This window comes from Janthinobacterium sp. NKUCC06_STL (assembly GCF_019345455.1).
GTDB classification, from domain to species: Bacteria; Pseudomonadota; Gammaproteobacteria; order Burkholderiales; family Burkholderiaceae_D; genus Janthinobacterium; species Janthinobacterium rivuli.
On sequence record NZ_JAHKQY010000008.1, the window covers coordinates 65,043 to 81,626 of the forward strand.

Annotated in this window: 18 protein-coding genes; 10 read left to right on the plus strand and 8 right to left on the minus strand. The window is 61.9% G+C overall.

Annotated elements, in window-relative coordinates; all coding sequences use genetic code 11:
* Positions 1-2 precede the first annotated feature (2 nt).
* The 3 genes from KO539_RS22080 (at position 3) to rpoH (ending at position 2,941) form a co-directional block, all read left to right on the plus strand.
* On the plus strand, positions 3-740 hold the full coding sequence (locus KO539_RS22080; protein ID WP_035824790.1) for a cell division ATP-binding protein FtsE: 738 nt from the start codon (positions 3-5) through the stop codon (positions 738-740).
* On the plus strand, positions 737-1,657 hold the full coding sequence (ftsX, locus tag KO539_RS22085) for a permease-like cell division protein FtsX (RefSeq protein WP_219311754.1): 921 nt from the start codon (positions 737-739) through the stop codon (positions 1,655-1,657). The genes KO539_RS22080 and ftsX overlap by 4 nt, the downstream gene beginning before the upstream one ends.
* Before the next feature lie 390 nt (positions 1,658-2,047).
* The gene (gene rpoH, locus KO539_RS22090; protein WP_035824784.1) at positions 2,048-2,941 is read left to right on the plus strand and encodes an RNA polymerase sigma factor RpoH; all 894 of its coding nucleotides are present in this window, start codon (positions 2,048-2,050) and stop codon (positions 2,939-2,941) included.
* An 89-nt stretch (positions 2,942-3,030) separates the two neighbouring features.
* Here the strand turns inward: rpoH and KO539_RS22095 are convergent, their stop codons facing one another.
* Positions 3,031-3,297, minus strand: a complete 267-nt coding sequence (locus KO539_RS22095; protein ID WP_219311756.1) for a hypothetical protein — start codon at positions 3,295-3,297, stop codon at positions 3,031-3,033.
* A gap of 178 nt (positions 3,298-3,475) precedes the next feature.
* Between KO539_RS22095 and KO539_RS22100 the strand changes: the two genes are divergently transcribed.
* Positions 3,476-3,928 (plus strand): hypothetical protein, encoded by a 453-nt coding sequence (locus tag KO539_RS22100; RefSeq protein WP_219311758.1) that lies wholly within the window; start codon positions 3,476-3,478, stop codon positions 3,926-3,928.
* Here the strand turns inward: KO539_RS22100 and KO539_RS22105 are convergent.
* Both KO539_RS22105 and KO539_RS22110 read right to left on the minus strand, forming a co-directional pair.
* Positions 3,925-4,272, minus strand: coding sequence for an antibiotic biosynthesis monooxygenase (locus KO539_RS22105; RefSeq protein ID WP_219311759.1), 348 nt, complete (start codon positions 4,270-4,272; stop codon positions 3,925-3,927). The two genes, KO539_RS22100 and KO539_RS22105, sit on opposite strands and share 4 nt — an antisense overlap.
* A complete protein-coding gene (locus KO539_RS22110) occupies positions 4,269-5,384 on the minus strand; it encodes a cytochrome P450 (protein WP_219311761.1) in 1,116 nt (371 codons plus the stop codon). The genes KO539_RS22105 and KO539_RS22110 overlap by 4 nt, the downstream gene beginning before the upstream one ends.
* Before the next feature lie 76 nt (positions 5,385-5,460).
* On the opposite strand from KO539_RS22110, the gene KO539_RS22115 reads away from it, so the two are divergent.
* The 5 genes from KO539_RS22115 (at position 5,461) to KO539_RS22135 (ending at position 11,964) form a co-directional block, all read left to right on the plus strand.
* On the plus strand, positions 5,461-6,159 hold the full coding sequence (locus tag KO539_RS22115) for a helix-turn-helix transcriptional regulator (protein ID WP_219311763.1): 699 nt from the start codon (positions 5,461-5,463) through the stop codon (positions 6,157-6,159).
* Between the two features lie 133 nt (positions 6,160-6,292).
* On the plus strand, positions 6,293-7,132 hold the full coding sequence (locus KO539_RS22120) for a DUF3667 domain-containing protein (RefSeq protein WP_225243853.1): 840 nt from the start codon (positions 6,293-6,295) through the stop codon (positions 7,130-7,132).
* A 63-nt stretch (positions 7,133-7,195) separates the two neighbouring features.
* Entirely contained in the window at positions 7,196-7,921 is a 726-nt protein-coding gene (locus tag KO539_RS22125; RefSeq protein WP_219311765.1) for an ABC transporter ATP-binding protein, read from the plus strand.
* A complete protein-coding gene (locus KO539_RS22130; protein ID WP_219311767.1) occupies positions 7,918-10,239 on the plus strand; it encodes a type II CAAX endopeptidase family protein in 2,322 nt (773 codons plus the stop codon). Before KO539_RS22125 ends, KO539_RS22130 begins: the two co-directional genes overlap by 4 nt.
* Positions 10,240-10,311: 72 nt before the next feature.
* Positions 10,312-11,964, plus strand: coding sequence for a patatin-like phospholipase family protein (locus tag KO539_RS22135; protein WP_099403274.1), 1,653 nt, complete (start codon positions 10,312-10,314; stop codon positions 11,962-11,964).
* A 70-nt stretch (positions 11,965-12,034) separates the two neighbouring features.
* On the opposite strand, the gene KO539_RS22140 is transcribed toward KO539_RS22135, so the two are convergent.
* From KO539_RS22140 to KO539_RS22160, 5 genes are all read right to left on the minus strand, one after another.
* The gene (locus KO539_RS22140) at positions 12,035-12,253 is read right to left on the minus strand and encodes a hypothetical protein (RefSeq protein ID WP_034784905.1); all 219 of its coding nucleotides are present in this window, start codon (positions 12,251-12,253) and stop codon (positions 12,035-12,037) included.
* Positions 12,254-12,333: 80 nt separating this feature from the next.
* Entirely contained in the window at positions 12,334-12,915 is a 582-nt protein-coding gene (locus KO539_RS22145; RefSeq protein WP_219311769.1) for a TerD family protein, read from the minus strand.
* 33 nt (positions 12,916-12,948) lie between these two features.
* Positions 12,949-13,668, minus strand: coding sequence for a TIGR00266 family protein (locus KO539_RS22150; protein ID WP_219311771.1), 720 nt, complete (start codon positions 13,666-13,668; stop codon positions 12,949-12,951).
* A gap of 72 nt (positions 13,669-13,740) precedes the next feature.
* Entirely contained in the window at positions 13,741-14,316 is a 576-nt protein-coding gene (locus tag KO539_RS22155; RefSeq protein WP_035824762.1) for a TerD family protein, read from the minus strand.
* 130 nt (positions 14,317-14,446) lie between these two features.
* Positions 14,447-15,526, minus strand: a complete 1,080-nt coding sequence (locus tag KO539_RS22160) for a DUF475 domain-containing protein (protein WP_176388096.1) — start codon at positions 15,524-15,526, stop codon at positions 14,447-14,449.
* 117 nt (positions 15,527-15,643) lie between these two features.
* Between KO539_RS22160 and nhaR the strand changes: the two genes are divergently transcribed.
* Entirely contained in the window at positions 15,644-16,558 is a 915-nt protein-coding gene (gene nhaR, locus KO539_RS22165; protein ID WP_219311773.1) for a transcriptional activator NhaR, read from the plus strand.
* Positions 16,559-16,584: the final 26 nt, after the last annotated feature.

The following is a 16,584-nucleotide window of genomic DNA, read 5'->3' on the forward strand; positions in this document are numbered from 1 at the left end:
ACATGATTGAATTTCAGCACGTCTCCAAGCAATACTCCCCCGATGCCGTGGCGCTCAGCGACATTTCGCTCAGTATTGCCAAGGGCGAGCTGGTCTTCCTGGCCGGCCCGTCCGGCGCCGGCAAATCCACCTTGCTGAAAATGATCGCCGCCATGGAACGCCCCACGTCGGGCAAGCTGATCGTCAACGGCCAGGACATGGCCAAGATCAAGCCGGCCGGCGTGCCGTTTTTGCGCCGTAACATGGGCCTGATCTTCCAGCAGCAAAAGTTATTGAACGACCGCTCCATCCTGGCCAACGTCATGCTGCCGCTGCTCGTCGTCGGCGCGCATAAAGTGGCCGCGGAACAGCGCGCGCGCGCCGCGCTCGACAAGGTCGGATTGCTGGACCGCGCCATGGCGCGTCCGCTGTCGCTGTCTGGCGGGGAGCAGCAGCGCGTGTCGATCGCGCGCGCCATCGTCAACCGGCCGCAAATCATCCTGGCCGACGAACCGACGGCCAACCTGGACCGCGCCAGCGCCAACAAGGTGCTCGACGCCCTGAAAGCATTCCACTCCGTGGGCGTGACCTGCCTCATTTCCAGCCATGACGAACAGATGCTCGACGCGGCCGCCCGCGTGATCCACCTGAAAAACGGCCAGCTGGTGGCCATCGACAAGGCCACGCAAGCGCCCGTCTTCGCCCCGCCCGATCCCGATTTTGCCCCTGGCCTGGACGACGGCGAAGGAGAGCAGGCATGAGAGGCTGGTTCCGTCAACACCGCTTCGCGCTCGGTTCGGCGCTGATTCATTTGCGCAAGTCGCCGGGCGGCTTTTTATTGAACGTCGTCGTCGTCGCCATCGCCCTGTCGCTGCCGTTCGCCGGCTTGACCATGCTCGACAATGTACGCCCGATGTCGGAACAGATGTCGGTCGACCCGGAAATCAGCGTCTTCCTGAAGATCGACACGCCGCGCGAGCAAGCCGTGGCGCTGGCCAGTTCCATGCGCAAGATTGTCGGCGAGCAAAAGGCGAAGATCGTCTTCATCGCGCGCGAACAGGCGCTCGACACCCTGAAGAACAAGAACGGCCTGGCCGACGTACTGAGCACCCTGGGCGACAATCCCCTGCCCGACAGCTATGTGCTGAAACTCGACGCCTTCAGCAGCGCCAGCGAAGCGCAGGATGTCGATGCCGTGGCGGAACAGTTGCGCCAGTTGCCCGGCGTGGAATCGGCGCAAGTCGATTCGGCCTGGGTCAAGCGCCTGGCGGCCCTGCTGGGCGTGCTGCGCCTGGTGCTGTTGCTGCTGGCCATTACTTTGGGCGTGGCCGTGATCGCCGTTGTCTTCAATACCATCCGCTTGCAGGTAATGCAGCAGCGCGATGAAATCAGCATCTCGAAACTGATCGGCGCCACCGACACCTTCATCCACCGCCCCTTCTATTACACGGGCGCCCTGCTGGGCCTGTGCGCCGGTGCGCTGGCCCTGGGCGCCGTGGCGCTGGCCATGCAACCGCTCAATACCGCGATTGCCGAGTTTGCGCGCCTGTACGCGTCCGAATTCCAGCTGGTGCCGCTGGCGCCGCTGCCGATGGCCGGCTTGCTGGCCGTCAGCGCCGGCCTGGGCCTGATCGGCGCCTTCCTCTGCGTGCAGCGCCACCTGGCGCGCCTGAACTGAGCTTCCCTCCCATGGCGGCGCCTGCGGTGCCGCCATGCGCCTCACCCTCCTCATCTGCTGTTATCTTGATATTTAGCAAGTATTCTTAAGGTTCGCTTCAGTCAGAGGCCGTAGACTGATTACGTGTTCAAATCACTGTTCATATATATATCAAGCATTAAATCGCCATAGCATTTAGGCTATCAGGCCGATTAAATGTGCTGATTGGCACTCTCAAGCAGAGAGTGCTAATATAGGGACATACCAAACGCAGAAGCGCCATGGACGCCAGATGAAGATGGTGCCGCGCTCTGCAAAGTGCAAGACCGAATACGCAAACAGACAAGCGGACCACGTCGCGTGACGTGGCCAACTGGAACAAAGCAAGACTACGAGGGAGAAAACATGACTATGATGTCCGCAACGTCCGCATTGGTTCCGACCAAAAGTAATGCGCTGGGCCTCGGTTTCACTGGCAATCTGGGCAATATCGACGCCTATATTTCGGCCGTGAACCGCCTGCCCATGTTGACCCACGACGAAGAAATTTCGCTGGCGACACGCCTGCGTGAAAAAAATGACCTGGCCGCCGCGCAAGAACTGGTGCTGTCGCACCTGCGCCTGGTGGTCTCGATTGCCCGCGGTTACCTGGGCTATGGCTTGCCGCACGCCGACCTGATTCAGGAAGGCAATATCGGCTTGATGAAAGCCGTGAAACGTTTCGATCCGGATCAGGGCGTACGCCTGGTGTCGTACGCCATGCACTGGGTGAAAGCCGAGATGCATGAGTACATCCTGAAAAACTGGCGCCTGGTCAAGGTTGCGACGACGAAAGCGCAGCGCAAGCTGTTCTTCAACCTGCGCAGCCACAAGACGGGCCTGGACGCGATGACGCCGAAGCAGATCGATGCGCTGGCCAAGCTGCTCGACGTGAAGCGCGAAGAAGTGATCGAGATGGAAACGCGCTTGAGCGGCCGCGACATTGCGCTGGAATCGCCGACCGACGATGAAGACGACAAGTTTTCGCCGATCGCCTACCTGTCGTCGGAGCAAAGCGAACCGACCAAGGTGCTGGAAGCGGAACAAGTGACGCGTTTGCAATCGGAAGGCCTGGAAACGGCCTTGAGCAAGTTGGACGCCCGTTCGCGCCGCATCATCGAAGCGCGCTGGCTGGCCAACGACGACGGCTCGGGCGCCACCCTGCACGCGCTGGCAGAAGAGTTCGGCGTATCGGCCGAACGCATCCGCCAGATCGAAGTGGCGGCGCTGAAAAAAATGAAGGGCGCCTTGGCCGCCTGGGTGTAATCGAAAGCAATGCCGCAATGCAAAAGGCGCCGCAAGGCGCCTTTTAGTTTTACCACTGATATTTATCAACAGATAAACATTGTCAGCCCTTACGCTGCAGCCAGGCCCTTGACGAGGACTTCGGCAACCAATTCATTCAGATCCGCGCCGCGCTCCTTGGCCAGGGTCTGCAATTGCAAGACCAGATCGCTGTTCAGCTTGACGGCGAATGGCACCAGGCCCAGGGCCTGATCGCGCTTGCGCTGCTCGCGGCGGTCGATGACCACCGCTTCCTTACCGAATGCACCGGCGCCGGGAACATTCATCTTTCCCATCAGTTTCTTGGCATCGCTTTTCGCCAGGGCAGTTTTTTTCATGGTTGTTTCCTGATTTTCAAAACAGCCATTTTACGCAGTAATCGGCGCGCCGCGTGGCCGGCGCATCAATTCATCGGCAGCGCGCCAATAGTGCGCCGGAAAAATATCATTTTGTTACTATCATTTCATCCCACGCGTGAACAAGCACGCCGGGGACGCTCCACCTGAAAGGAAAAACATGCATTATCTGACCCGCTCTTATCGCAGCATGCTGCTTACCCTGTTCTTCGCCTGCCTGGCCGTGCTGGCTGGCTGCGGCGCGGCCGGCAGCGCCGGCGACGCGGAAAACACGCCGCGCAGCGTCACCCACGTGCTCTCGCCGGGCGAACAGGTCGCCATCACGGCCACCGATACCCTGAAACTCGAACGCGTCAACGACAGCCGCTGCCGCAAGGGCGCCGTGTGCGTATGGAAAGGCTACGTCAGCTACAGTTTCAGCTTGCTCAACAGCGCAGGCACGACCGACATCGTCCTGTCCGACTCCATGCCCGGCGCCGCCAGCTCCGTCACCGTCAACCACATGACGTTTACCTTGCTCGACGTCGACCCGGCCACGCCGCCGGCCCTGAATGCGGCCGAGCCCACTTACCGGGTCAAGGTGAAAATCACGCAGGGCGCGCTGCCCCGCTAAACGCTGTGGCGCTGGCGGCTGTCGGCCGGCGCCTGTTGCCGGTCCAGCATGCCGTAATCGCGCACGACGGCGGCGATGCGCAGCCGGTAATCATCAAATACGCCCTGCCTGCCTGCCGACTGCGCCGCGCGGTGCGCTTCCAGCTGCCGCCACTGCGCCAGCGCCGCCTCGTCGCGAAAGAAGGATAGCGACAGCAATTTGCCTGGCTCGCTCAGGCTGCTGAAGCGCTCGATGGAAATGAAACCATCGACTTCATCGAGCAAGGGACGCAGCGCGGCGGCCAGGTCCAGGTATTCCTGGCGCCCTTCCGCGCTGGGCCAGACTTCGAAAATCACGGCAATCATTTCATTTCTCCTGGGCTAAAGACGGGGATGCGGGCATTCAGCGACGGCAAGTAACGCCACGCCAGCGGCAGACGTTGCAACGCATCGGCCCACGTCTGCAGGCAAGCCGTGGCGATGGTGTGCGCGATGGACTGGCCCGGACAACCGTGGCGGCCATGGCCAAAGCCCAACTCCGCATCGCAAGCGCTGGCCAGCACGACGACGATCATCTGCCCGGCCGGCACGCGCACGCCATGCAATTCCACGGCATCGGCCGTGTAGCGGCGCGTGTTGTGGATGGCCGGATCATTCCGGCTGACTTCGCGCAGCATGGCCGGCCATCGCTGGGGGGCGGCGCGCAGTGACGGCAGCAAGTCAGGCTGCGCGCGCAAGGCAACGATGGCATTGCCCAGCAAGCCAGCCGTGGCGTCGCAGGTCTGCGACAGCAAGCCCACGAGGTTGGCCAGCAAGCCACTCCCCATGGCATCGGTCTCGGCCACGATACTGGCCAGCAGGCTGCCGGGCCTCGCGTTGCCCTCGCGCAGCAAGTGGCCAAAACCTTGCAACAGGGAATCGGCCGCCACTTGCGCGCCAGCCAGTTGTTCTCCATTGCTCAGCGGCGACAGGCAGGCGACAAAAGCGCGCGTCCAGGCGGCCAGCGACGGCCATTGCGCTGGCGCAAAGCCCAGCAAGTCGGCCATGGCGAACAGGGGCAGTTGAAAAATCGCATCGTTGAGCTGGGCGGCGCTGCCGGGAACATAATCACGGGCAAGATGTATCGCCCGCTCCTGCAGGCGCGCCAGATCCACCTGGCCCAACGCGCGCGCCAGCACCTGTTTCGGCACGGCATGCCGTTCGCCATCGTTCATGCGCACCAGTTCGGCAAAAATCGCGCCACACGGCGTGCCAGCCAGAGTATCCGGTACAGGCTGTCCTGTCGGGCGCACCCGGCAAGCGGGATGCGCCAGTACGGCCAGCACGCCGGCCGCGCCCGTCGCCAGCCAGCAGTCGAGTGAGGCCTCGAAACGCAGCGGCGGGCCATCCGCCAGGCGGCGATAGTAATCATATGGCGCCGCGTGGGTGACGGCGGCGAAAGGGTCGGCGGGGTCGATAACAAAGTCGGTGGACGGCATGCGCATTCCATTGCAGTGAGGGTGGGACACGAGTATGCTGGTCCTTCCACCACAACACTTCGCCCACGAACGAACTATGGATGACAAACTTCCCTCGGCCGACATGGGTCTGGCGCAACTGGCCGGCGCCATCGCCGAACCGGCCCGCGCGCGCATGCTGTGCAGCCTGCTCGATGGCCATGCGCGCACGGCTACGGAATTGGCCACGCTGGCCGAAGTGGGCGCCTCGACGGCCAGCGCCCATCTGAGCCGCTTGCGCGACGATGGTTTGCTGTCGATGGTGGCGCAGGGCAAGCACCGCTATTACCGCCTGGCCAGCACGGAGGTGGCGCGAGCGCTGGAAGCGCTGCTGGTGGTGGCCGGCGTGCCGGCGACGCCCTTTTCGCCCTCCACGCCCGACCGCCTGCGCCATGCGCGCACTTGCTACGACCACATGGCCGGCACGGTGGCCGTCACCGTGCACGACCAGTTGCTCGCCCAAGGCTGGCTGCTCGATGATGGCGGTGGCGGAGAATATCGTTTGTCGGAAGCGGGCGCGGCCGGCATGGCGGCGCTGGGCATCGACGTGCCGCAATTACACAAGCAGCGCCGCCGCTTCGCCTGTGCCTGCCTGGACTGGAGCGAGCGGCGTGCCCACCTGGGCGGCGCGCTGGGGGCCGCCATCTTGCAGTTGGCCCTGCGCCAGCGCTGGGCCGAACGCGAACTCGACAGCCGCGCCCTGCGCCTCACGCCAGCCGGTGAACGGCGCCTGCTGGCCGCCGTTGGTGGACGCTGAACGGCGCAGACATTTTGTATCTCGGAAGCAACGAAAAAGATAAAAATGTGCTTTTATCATTCTTTTCATTCATCATAGGCTGCGCCCTTGAGCGATCATTTTTTGGCCATGGAAAGAGTTCATCTTGAAAACAGTGTCATCCAGCACCTGCCATAACTGCAATACCGATGCGCCAGGCAACTTCTGCAGCGCCTGCGGCCAGACGACGACCCTGCACATGCCCAGCGCGCGTGAATTCCTGCATGAATTCGTTGCCCATTATGTGGCGCTCGAAGGCAAGCTCTGGCGTACCCTGGCCCTGCTGCTGTTTCGTCCTGGCACGCTGAGCAATGAATACATCGCGGGACGCCGCGTGCGCTACGTGGAGCCGCTACGCGTCTACCTGACCTTCAGCATCCTGTTCTTTGCCATCCTCAAGTTCAGCAGCCCCGCCGTATTCCTCACCGTCCATGGCCAGCCAGCCCAGGTGAACGCCCAAGGCCCCCGTCACATTCCGGAAAACAAACCATCACCTATACAGCTCAGCATCTTGGGCCAGACGCCCACCCTGCCGCAGCAATGGCAAGACTTCGAGCAACTGCCCACGGCGGAGAAACAAAAACTCGTGGTGGACAGCTTTTACCATTACGCGCCGTACGCCATGTTTTGCCTGATGCCGCTGTTCGCCCTGTTCCTGAAAATCCTTTACCTGGGCAGCGGACGGCGCTATGGCGAGCATTTCCTGTTCGCCCTGCATGCGAATGCCTTCGCCTTCATCACAATGGCGCTGATGACCTTGATCCCCGTCAACATCATCCGCCTCACACTCGGCGCCTGGCTGCTGGCCTATCTGCCCTGGGCCATGTGGCGCGTGTATCGAAGCGGCAAACTCGCCACCATCTGCCGCTGGCTGGTATTGATGGCAGCCTACGGCATCGCCATGAGTCTGGCGATCCTGGCCTGCATCGCCATCGGCGTCATGCTGCGACATTAAGGGACGCGCCAGCGGCACCGTCTCGGGCTATCATCCTGCACGCTATCTTTTTTGGGATGCACGATGATTGCCTTTGAAGGCTTGTCCAAACAGTACGGCACGTTCGAGGCCGTCAAGCCGCTGACCTTGCAAGTGGGCAAAGGAGAAGTCTTCGGCTTCCTGGGCCCGAACGGGGCGGGAAAAACCACCACCATCCGCATGCTGATGGGTATCCTCGTGCCCAGCGCCGGCCGCGTGCTGGTCGATGGCCTCGATTGCCAGCGCGATGGCGCCGCCGTCAAGCGCAAGGTGGGCTACCTGCCCGACAATCCCATCTTTTACGATTATTTGCGCGGCCGTGAAATCCTGCAATTCGTGGCCGAAATGCATGGTTTTTCACGCACGGAAGCGGCCGCCCGCGCCGCGCGCCTGCTGGCGGAGTTTGGCCTGGACGAGGCGAGCGAGGATTTCGCCGTCAATTACTCGCTGGGCATGAAGAAAAAACTGGGCCTGGCGTGCGCGCTGATCCACGATCCGGCCGTGCTGATCCTCGATGAACCGATCAACGGCCTCGACCCGCGAGCTTCGCGCGACGTGCAGGAACGCTTGCTGCGCCGCGCCGCCGCCGGCACCACGATTTTTGTTTCCACGCATTTGCTCGATATGGCGCAAAAGCTGTGCAGCAGGGTCGCCATCATCCACCGTGGCGCCCTGGTCGCCACAGGCAGCCTGGACGATATTCGCCAGCAACTGTCCAGCGATGGCAGCCTGGAAGAGCTCTTCCTGCAACTGACCGATGAAACCACATGACGGCGGCGCCGCCCACCGCCTGGCGCGCCGTCTGGCTGCTGACCCGCTTGCGCCTGCAGCGCCTGCTTAACGCCAGCGGCCGGGGCTTTTCCTTCAAGAAAAACAGTAAAAGCCGCCCCGCCACGCCGGGCAAGCGTGGCGGGCGCTGGCTGCTGGGCGCGCTGCTCTTGCTGCCCATGCTGTTGTCCTTCGGCAGCATCGCCCGCCATAGCGTGCTGAACATGCATTGTTTGCTGGACCAGGTCGCCGCCTGCCAGGCGCGTGGCAGCCTGCACACGGGCAGCCACCTGCTCGACCCCGTCATCGCGCAGCTGATGGCCGCGCCCTTCAGCGCGGTGCTGACCGGCGGCCTGACCCTGCAGCTGGCGCTGCTGTGGCTGGTCAGCGTCCTGCTGCCGCTAGGCATGGGAGAACTGTCGAAGCCGGACTGGGACCTGGAATGGCTGGTCACCCTGCCCGCCGAGAAAAGCACCTTGCTGTGGGCGCGCGTGCTCGAACGCACGCTCGTCAATCCGGCCGGCATGCTGGCCCTGTGGCCCGGCACGACCGTCATCGCCTGGTATTCGGGCCAGGGCTGGTTTTCGTCACTGTCCGGCCTGCTCACCAGCCTCGTCCTGCTGGCCCTGGCCGCCATGCTGCGCACCCTGGTCGACACGGGCTTGCGCCTGTCGCTCACGCCATCCCGGCTGGGCAACCTGCAGGCGGTGATTTCGCTGGCGGGCCTGTTTCCCATGTATCTGGGCATGTCCTTCGGCATGGGCATGGGAGGCTTCGCCTATGACTGGGCGGCCGCCATGCCCGCATGGAGCCACTGGACGCCGCCGGGCCTGCTGGTGCGCGTGCTCAATGCCGATGGCGTGGCCGCCTTGCTGCCCGCTATCCTGCTGCTGGCACAAACGCTGTTGTTGATGCTGCTGGGCATGGCCGTGCTGCGCCGCCAGTTGCGCCACGGCGTCGTGGGCGCGGGCCAACGCGAAGCGGCGCGCAAGCCGGCAGCGGCGCCATCGCCCACGCAGCGGTGGCGCCCGCGCCTCGGCACGGCGATCCAGCGGCGCGAGCTGACGTTACTCTTGCGCGACCGCAATTTTCTCGTGCAAACCCTGCTGATGCCCTTGCTGATCCTTGGCGGACAAGCCGTGTTGACAGGCCAGGCGCGCGACCTGCACGCGCTGCTGGCCAGTCCCGTCCTGCTGGCCTCGACCGGCTTTTTCCTCGGCACCTATGTGCTGCTGATGTCGGCGTTCCAGACCCTCAACAAGGAAGGCGGCGCGCTGTGGCTGCTGTACACGTTTCCCCTTTCCATCGAGCAGGCGCTGCGGCAAAAGGCGCAGCTGTGGGCCGTGCTGGCCCTGCTGTATCCATTGGTCCTGTTCGGCGTGGCGCTGGTCTGGCTGCCCGCCTGGTCGTGGCAGACGGTCGGCCTGATGCTGCTGGCCCTGGCCGGCATCCCCCTGTATGCGCTGATCGCCGTGGCGCTGGGCGTGTTTGCCAGCGATCCGCTGGCCACCGAAACAACGGCAAAGCTGCGTCCCGTCTATACGTACCTGTATTTGCTGCTCACCGGCCTGTACATTGCCGCGCTGGCCGCCGGCAGCCTGGTGCAGCAACTGGTGTTTGTCGTGCTCACGGGCGCGCTGACCGTGGCCCTGTGGCAAAAGGCGCGCGACGCTCTGCCCTACCTGCTCGATCCCGCCGCCTCGCCGCCAGCGAGAGTAACGGCGGCGGACGGCCTGATCGCCGCCATGCTTTTTTTCATCTTGCAGACACTGGCCTTGATCCTGCTCAAAGGTAGCAATGCGGCGCCGCTGGTACAGCTGTCCATCGCCTTCGGCGCGGCCGGCGTGCTCACGTATGCGCTGCTGCGCCTCGTCTACTGGCGCGCCAGGACGGCCGGCGTGCCGCGTATCGGCCATGGCCGCGAACCGTGGCGCCGGGGAATCGCGGGCGCCTGTGTCGCGGCGCTGTTCGGCATCGCTTATGCGGCCCTGTTGCCGCCAAGCGCTTCAACATTGATGCAGATCAATAGCGACGGACTGTGGCTGCTGGCCCTAGGTGTGCTGGCCGCGCCCCTGTGCGAGGAATTCCTCTTCCGCGGCTTGCTGCAGGGCGGCTTGCGCCGCTCTCTGCCCGCCTGGCAAGCGATCGGCATCGCCGCCGCGCTGTTTGCCATCATGCATCCACCGGCCGCCATGCTGCCCGCCTTCGTGCTGGGCCTGTGCGCGGGCCATGCCTACGAGCGCAGCGGCGCGCTGCTGGCGCCCATGCTCGTGCACGGGCTCTACAACGCGGCCCTGCTCGGCTGCCAGCTGAATAGGTGATTGTTGCCGAGTTTGCTAGAATCGCACACGTTTCCGTCCGTATCCCAACCCCTGACTACGCACAGATCACGCATGAATCCACGCTTGTTCGTCCCATTTATCCTCGTGGCGCTGCTGAGCGGCTGCACGGTACTCGCCCTGCGCCCCAACCGCGGCGTCGAAAACCGCACGTTTACCGTGCAGGAAACCCCGCGCCTGCGCATCGACGCGCCCAAGGCGCGCATCCAGAATCCGATGCCCAACGACCATTTCATCGGCATCGCCCTGTCCGGCGGGGGCAGCCGCGCCGCCAATTTCTCGGCCGCCTCGCTGGAGCAGCTGGAGCAGTTCGGCCTCGTCAGCGGCGCCTCGGCCATTTCCGGCGTCTCGGGCGGCGCCATCGCGGGCGGCTACTATGCGCTGCATGGCAAACAGACGGACTGGCCCTTGCTGCGCAGCAAACTGAAAACGGATTTCTTTGGCCAGACCATCTTGAAACCGGCCAACCTGACGACGATGTTGTTGACGAACAAAACGCGCACCTCGTTCCTGTCCGACGTGCTGGACGATGTGCTGTACGACAAGAAAACCTACCAGGACTTGCCGCACGACGGCCCCATCTTCCTGGCCAACGCGACGGACGCCACCGATGGCGGCAAGCGCGTGGTGTTTTCCTACGAGTATTTCTACAGCACCCTGCATTCGCCGATCCAGGACATCCGCCTGGCCACGGCCGTGGCCACCTCGGCCGCCTTTCCCGGCGTGTTCGATTCCGTCACCTTCGAGCGCTTCCGCCCGAAAAACAGTTTCGTGCCGGAACTCGGTTCCGAGTCGCGCGAATCGCCGTCGTACGTGCATTTGTTCGATGGCGGCGCGGCCGACAACCTGGGCGTGGAAACCCTGTGGGACGTGGCCCTGACGCAGCTGTACGGCAACGACATGGCCGTCGTGCCGCCACGCCTGAACAGCAAGCCCTTCATCCTCATTTCCATCGACGCCAACGCGCCCAATTCCAGCGCCGTGTTCGAAAAGATGTCGGACGAGCGCCAGCCGCTGGACCGCATCTTCAACAAGAATATCTACGACGCCGTCGACGCCCTGTTTTCGCGCCAGCGCAAGGAAAACCTCGTCAAGATGGGATTTGGCCAGGCCCGCTTCGATACCATCACGCATGAAAACTTTGGCGACCTGAGCCAGAAATTCGTCAAGGGCAAGCGCACCTCGGCCTTTGCCATCCCCGTGCTGTGCCGCCCCCACCTGGGCCTGTACCGCTGCGAAGTCGATGCGGCCGATCCCTTGCCGGGCCAGATCCGCACGCGGCTGGAAGGCTTTGCCTGGCATATTTCCATCGACCAGATCGCCTCGCTGGCACTGCGCCTGGCCAGCGAAGACGTGCACGTCGATGGTGCCCGCAAGGAAGAGCGCGCCGCCCTCGTCAAGCTGCAACGCCTGGCCACGCAAACGAAAACCCATCTGAAGCTGACGGGTCCGGAAAATTGCAGCCCGGAAGTCTTGCAATCGGCCCTGTACAGCGCCGCGCGCGTGCTGATCCTCGACGACGAGGAATCGCGCTTCGCCCTGTGCGACTACATGCTGGCGGGCCAGCTGATCAATGACGACACCGTCTGCAAGCAGCGCTATATCCACGCCGTGCCCCGCTTTGCCATCGAAAGCGAAGATTTGCAGTACCGCAACCTGAGTTCGGACGGCAATTCCGTGAACGTGCCGATACGCTGCAAGAAGTGAGCGCCCACAAAAAAGCCCGCACGATCGCTCGTGCAGGCTTTAGCGCAAGGATTCCAAGCGCCCGATTGACTTAAATCAACCGACTGCGCCTGCGCATGTAGCTGCGGCTTAACGCACCTTCCAGTTCCTGCTCCGTTTTATGCTGGTTCACCGTGTACAGGGCCCACAGGGCCGCCGGCGCCCAGCCGATCACAGTGCACTGCAAGATCAAGGCGGCGGCACCGGCCAGCGGGCGCCCCAGCATGAAAAACGTGAGACACGGAAGTAGCAAGGCTATCAGCAATCGCATCACGACATACTCTCCTTCAATATAGAGCAGCGGACAAGGGCCGGTATCCGGTCCGTCCCCCGCCCGCTGCGTACTGCTCCTTATAGATGCACGGCGATCTGCGGCATCAAGTCGTCAAACGTGCGACCGTTGCCGTTTTCTCCGATGGCGTGCATCTTCCATTCGCCGTTATGGCGGTACAGCTTGGCCATGATCTGTGCCGTGTGGCTACCTTGCACAGACAGGTTGAAACGCGCAACTTCCTGATTATTGCTGGCATTCAAGATGCGGCAATAGGCGTTTTCCACCTGCGAGAAGTTCTGGCCAGTAAAGCTGTTGACGGTGAAGACGAGGCTTTTCACGTTCGCCGGCACTGTCGACAGATCGACATTGATCTGTTCGTCGTCGCCATCGCCCGCGCCCGTGCGGTTGTCGCCCGTGTGGACAATGCTGCCGTCCTTGCTTTTCAGCTGGCGGAACCAGACGATGTCGGACGTGCTCTTGTTTTCATCGAACATGACGCACGACGCGTCCAGGTCGACGGCTTCCGTCTTCGAACCGAAACCGAGGAAACCCTTGGTCTTGGCCGCATCCCAGCCCAGGCCCATGGTGATACGGGTCAGGGTGGTACCAGCTTCTTTGTCCAGAGAAATCTTCTGGCCTTTGCTCAAATTGACAGACATACGCATAGCTCCTGTTAAGTGTTTACTGCTTGATTACGCCGGCTTGCTTTGGGTCCAGGCGAGGAAGGCCGCGCGGTTGCGCGAGCACACGAGGATTTTTCCCGTGCCTGAAAACTTCAGCACCATGCCCTCGCCGCTGGTCTGGCTATTGATCAAATTGCCCAGAAAGCCGCCGCTGCTGCCGGTCGTCATGGAAATTTCGTATTGCAGGCGGTTGTCCCAGCACACGACGTGCGAGTTATCGATCACCACGTCCTTGCCAGGCGTCACTTCCAGTATCGACATCGCGCCAAAACCGGACACCGCCAACTGGCCGCTGCCTGCCGTCTCGGTAATGAAAAAACCACCGCTCTGGGCAAACAGCGCATTGCCAAGGCTTTGCGTGCGCACCTTCAATTCCACGCCAGCACTGGCCGCCACAAAGGCGCCGTCGCTGATCATGTATTGCTGGGCACCGACCTCATTGCCCACCTCATTGCCCACATTAAGCACCCGCATCGCGCCGGGCAAGGTAGGCGACAGCAAACAATCGCCGTCGCCCCGCATGGCCTCGATATGCTGCTGAAAGAACGATTCCCCGTTGGCAAAGGTGCGCATCAGCGCGGCGCCTATGCCGCCCGTCATCTTGCCTTTCAGCTCAAGATTGGTTTCCATCATCACCATCGCATTGGATTCGCAATAAATCTTCTCGCCCTTGGCAAGCGACACATGCAGGAACGGGTCGACGTCCCCGGTAATAGTGAAAACTGGCATCTGACTGTTCCTTCCTCAACTCGGTAATGATGGGGGCGGTCCACACAGCGGACCGCCTTGACTGCTTACAACTTATACGCCGACGCCGAACGAGGCGGCGAGTGGGCCCAGACCGCCTTTATAACCTTGGCCGATAGCCTTGAATTTCCAATCGGCGCCATTGCGGTAGATTTCACCGAAGACCATGGCCGTTTCCGCCGAACCGTCTTCCGACAGGTCGAAGCGGGCGATTTCCGTGTTGCCGTTGGCATTCACGCAGCGTACGTACGCCTTCGATACCATACCAAAGTTTTGCTTGCGCGCTTCGGCATCGTGTATCGTGACGCAGACGGCGATCTTGTCGATCTCGGCTGGCACCGTGGCCAGGTCGACGATGACAGTTTCATCATCGCCATCGCCAGCGCCCGTGGTGTTGTCGCCCGAGTGGGTGACGGAGCCGTCGCTCGACTTCAGGTTGTTGTAGAAAATCATGTCGACGTCGGCGCGAACCTTGCCGTCGGCCTTCAGCATGAAGATCGAACCGTCGATGTCGAACGCGGCGCCATCGGTGGCGCGGGCATCCCAGCCCAGGCCGATGATCATCTTCGAAATGCCAGGAGCTTCCTTGCTCAGGTTGACGTTGCCGCCTTTTTGCAGACTGATTGCCATGATGTATTTCTCCTATGTGGGTTGTGTATGACCAAACACCTGGCGTCCTCCACCGGCCTGACTCCCCAGGCCGGCGGCGACGCTTGCTACAACTTGCCGACAAACGGGTGTAGCGTTTGTCGCGCATTCTTTACACTGCCGTTGCCTTGCCCGCTTCCAGCACTTCCGTCTTGTCTTCTTCGAGGGCCATCCTGCGCTTGTAGCGGATCGACGACCACAGCGAGGCGAGAATGAAGGCCACGCCGATCAGACCCGTGAAGATCTCGGGAATGTGGAACTTCATGCTGACCAACATGATCACGGCCAGGATACCGATCGCATAGTGCGCGCCGTGCTCCAGATAAACGAACTCGTCGAGCGTACCCTTGCGCACCAGGAACACCGTCATCGACCGCACGAACATCGCGCCAATCGCCAGGCCCAGCATGATGATCACGACATCCTTGGTGATGGCAAACGCGCCGATCACGCCGTCAAAGCTGAACGAAGCGTCGAGCACTTCCAGGTACAGGAAGCCGCCAATACCGCCGCGCTTGATGATGTCGCCCATGTTGCCGTCGCCGTTGTCGCCTTCCAGCAAGCCACTGATCACATCGACGCCCACGTAGGTCAAAATACCCCACAGGCCGGCCGTCAGCACCACCAGTTTCTGGCCTTCTTCGATCATCGACAGGCTGACCATCAGGGTGCCCAGCGCGATCATCACGGAAATCGAGGAGATCTTGCCCAGCGCGCCCAGTTTTTCTTCAATACGGCCCAGCCAGTGCGTTTCTTTTTCCGAATCCAGCAGGAAGTTCAGGAACACCAGCAACAGGAAGATGCCGCCAAAAGCCGCCACTTCCGCATGGTGATTCGTCAGGTGCATCGAATACTGTTCCGGATTGCTCAGGGCCAGATTCCATACTTCCATCAAGCCCAGATCCGCCGCTTGCGCCACGATGACCAGCGGGAACAGCAGACGCATGCCGAAGACGGCGATGATAATGCCGACGCCGAGGAACAGGTTCTGCCAGAACTTGTCCCAGTTCTTCAGCACCGAGGCATTGACCACCGCGTTGTCGAACGACAGCGAGACTTCCATCACGCCCAGGATCACCGCTATGCCCAATGCCGACAGCATGGTCGACACGCCACCGTGCGTGTAACCCCACCAGGCGGAAATGCCCAGGCAGATAAATGTCACTAGAAATGACACTCTGAAATGTTTCATCGATAGTTCCCCGTTATCCAAATTCAATGGAAGGTAGTATAAGGACATGTGACACATTTAAAAATGGAAGATAATGGAAGTATTACTTCGTAAAAACAGAAGATAGAGGATGCAGCGATGAAAACCACGGGTTTCAATTACCGCCATTTGTACTTCTTTTGGGTGGTCGCCAAGGAAGGCGGCGTGACGCGCGCGGCCGAACGCCTGGGACTGGCCGTGCAAACCATCAGCACACAGCTAGCCCTGCTGGAAAAGGAACTGGGCAAGTCCCTGCTGCAGCCGCAGGGACGGCGCTTGGTGCCGACGGAAGCGGGTCGCCTGGCGCTCGGCTATGCGGACCAGATTTTCTTGCTGGGCGAGCAGATGCAGGAAGCGCTGGCCGACACGGACGCGGAAAAGATGCGCCTGACGGTGGGCATTTCCGATTCCCTGCCGAAACTGATGGCCTACCGCATGCTTGACGCCACGCGCAGCCTGGACCAGCCCATCAAACTCGTGTGCCTGGAAGACGAGTTCGAATCCCTGCTGGCCGACCTGGCCCTGCACAAGCTGGACCTGGTGTTGACGGACCGCGCCGTGCCGGCCGGCGCCAGCCTGCGCGTGTCCAGCCACCTGTGGGGAGAAAGCGCCATGAAGCTGTTCGGCATCCCCGCGCTGGCGGAACAGTACCGCGACAATTTCCCGCACAGCCTGCACGGCGCGCCCTTTTTACTGCCCGCGCGCAACAACGCCTTGCGCGGGCGCATCGACGAATGGATGGTACAGCAAGGCGTACGTCCCGACGTGGTCGGCGAATTCGAGGACAACGCCATGCTCAACGCCTTCGGCCGCAAGGGCTTGGGCCTGTTTTTCGCCTCAGCCAGCCTGGCGGCCGATATCGAGGAACAATTCGGCGCCGTGCTGGTCGGCGACGCCTCGTCCCTGCGCGAGCAGTTTTATGTGATTTCCAACGAGCGCAAGATCATGCATCCGGCACTCGACGTGATCCTGGCGGCCATCCAGGGTACCCCGAAGATTAACAAGGAAACCTGATAAATCCATTCGAAAATAACGTTTGA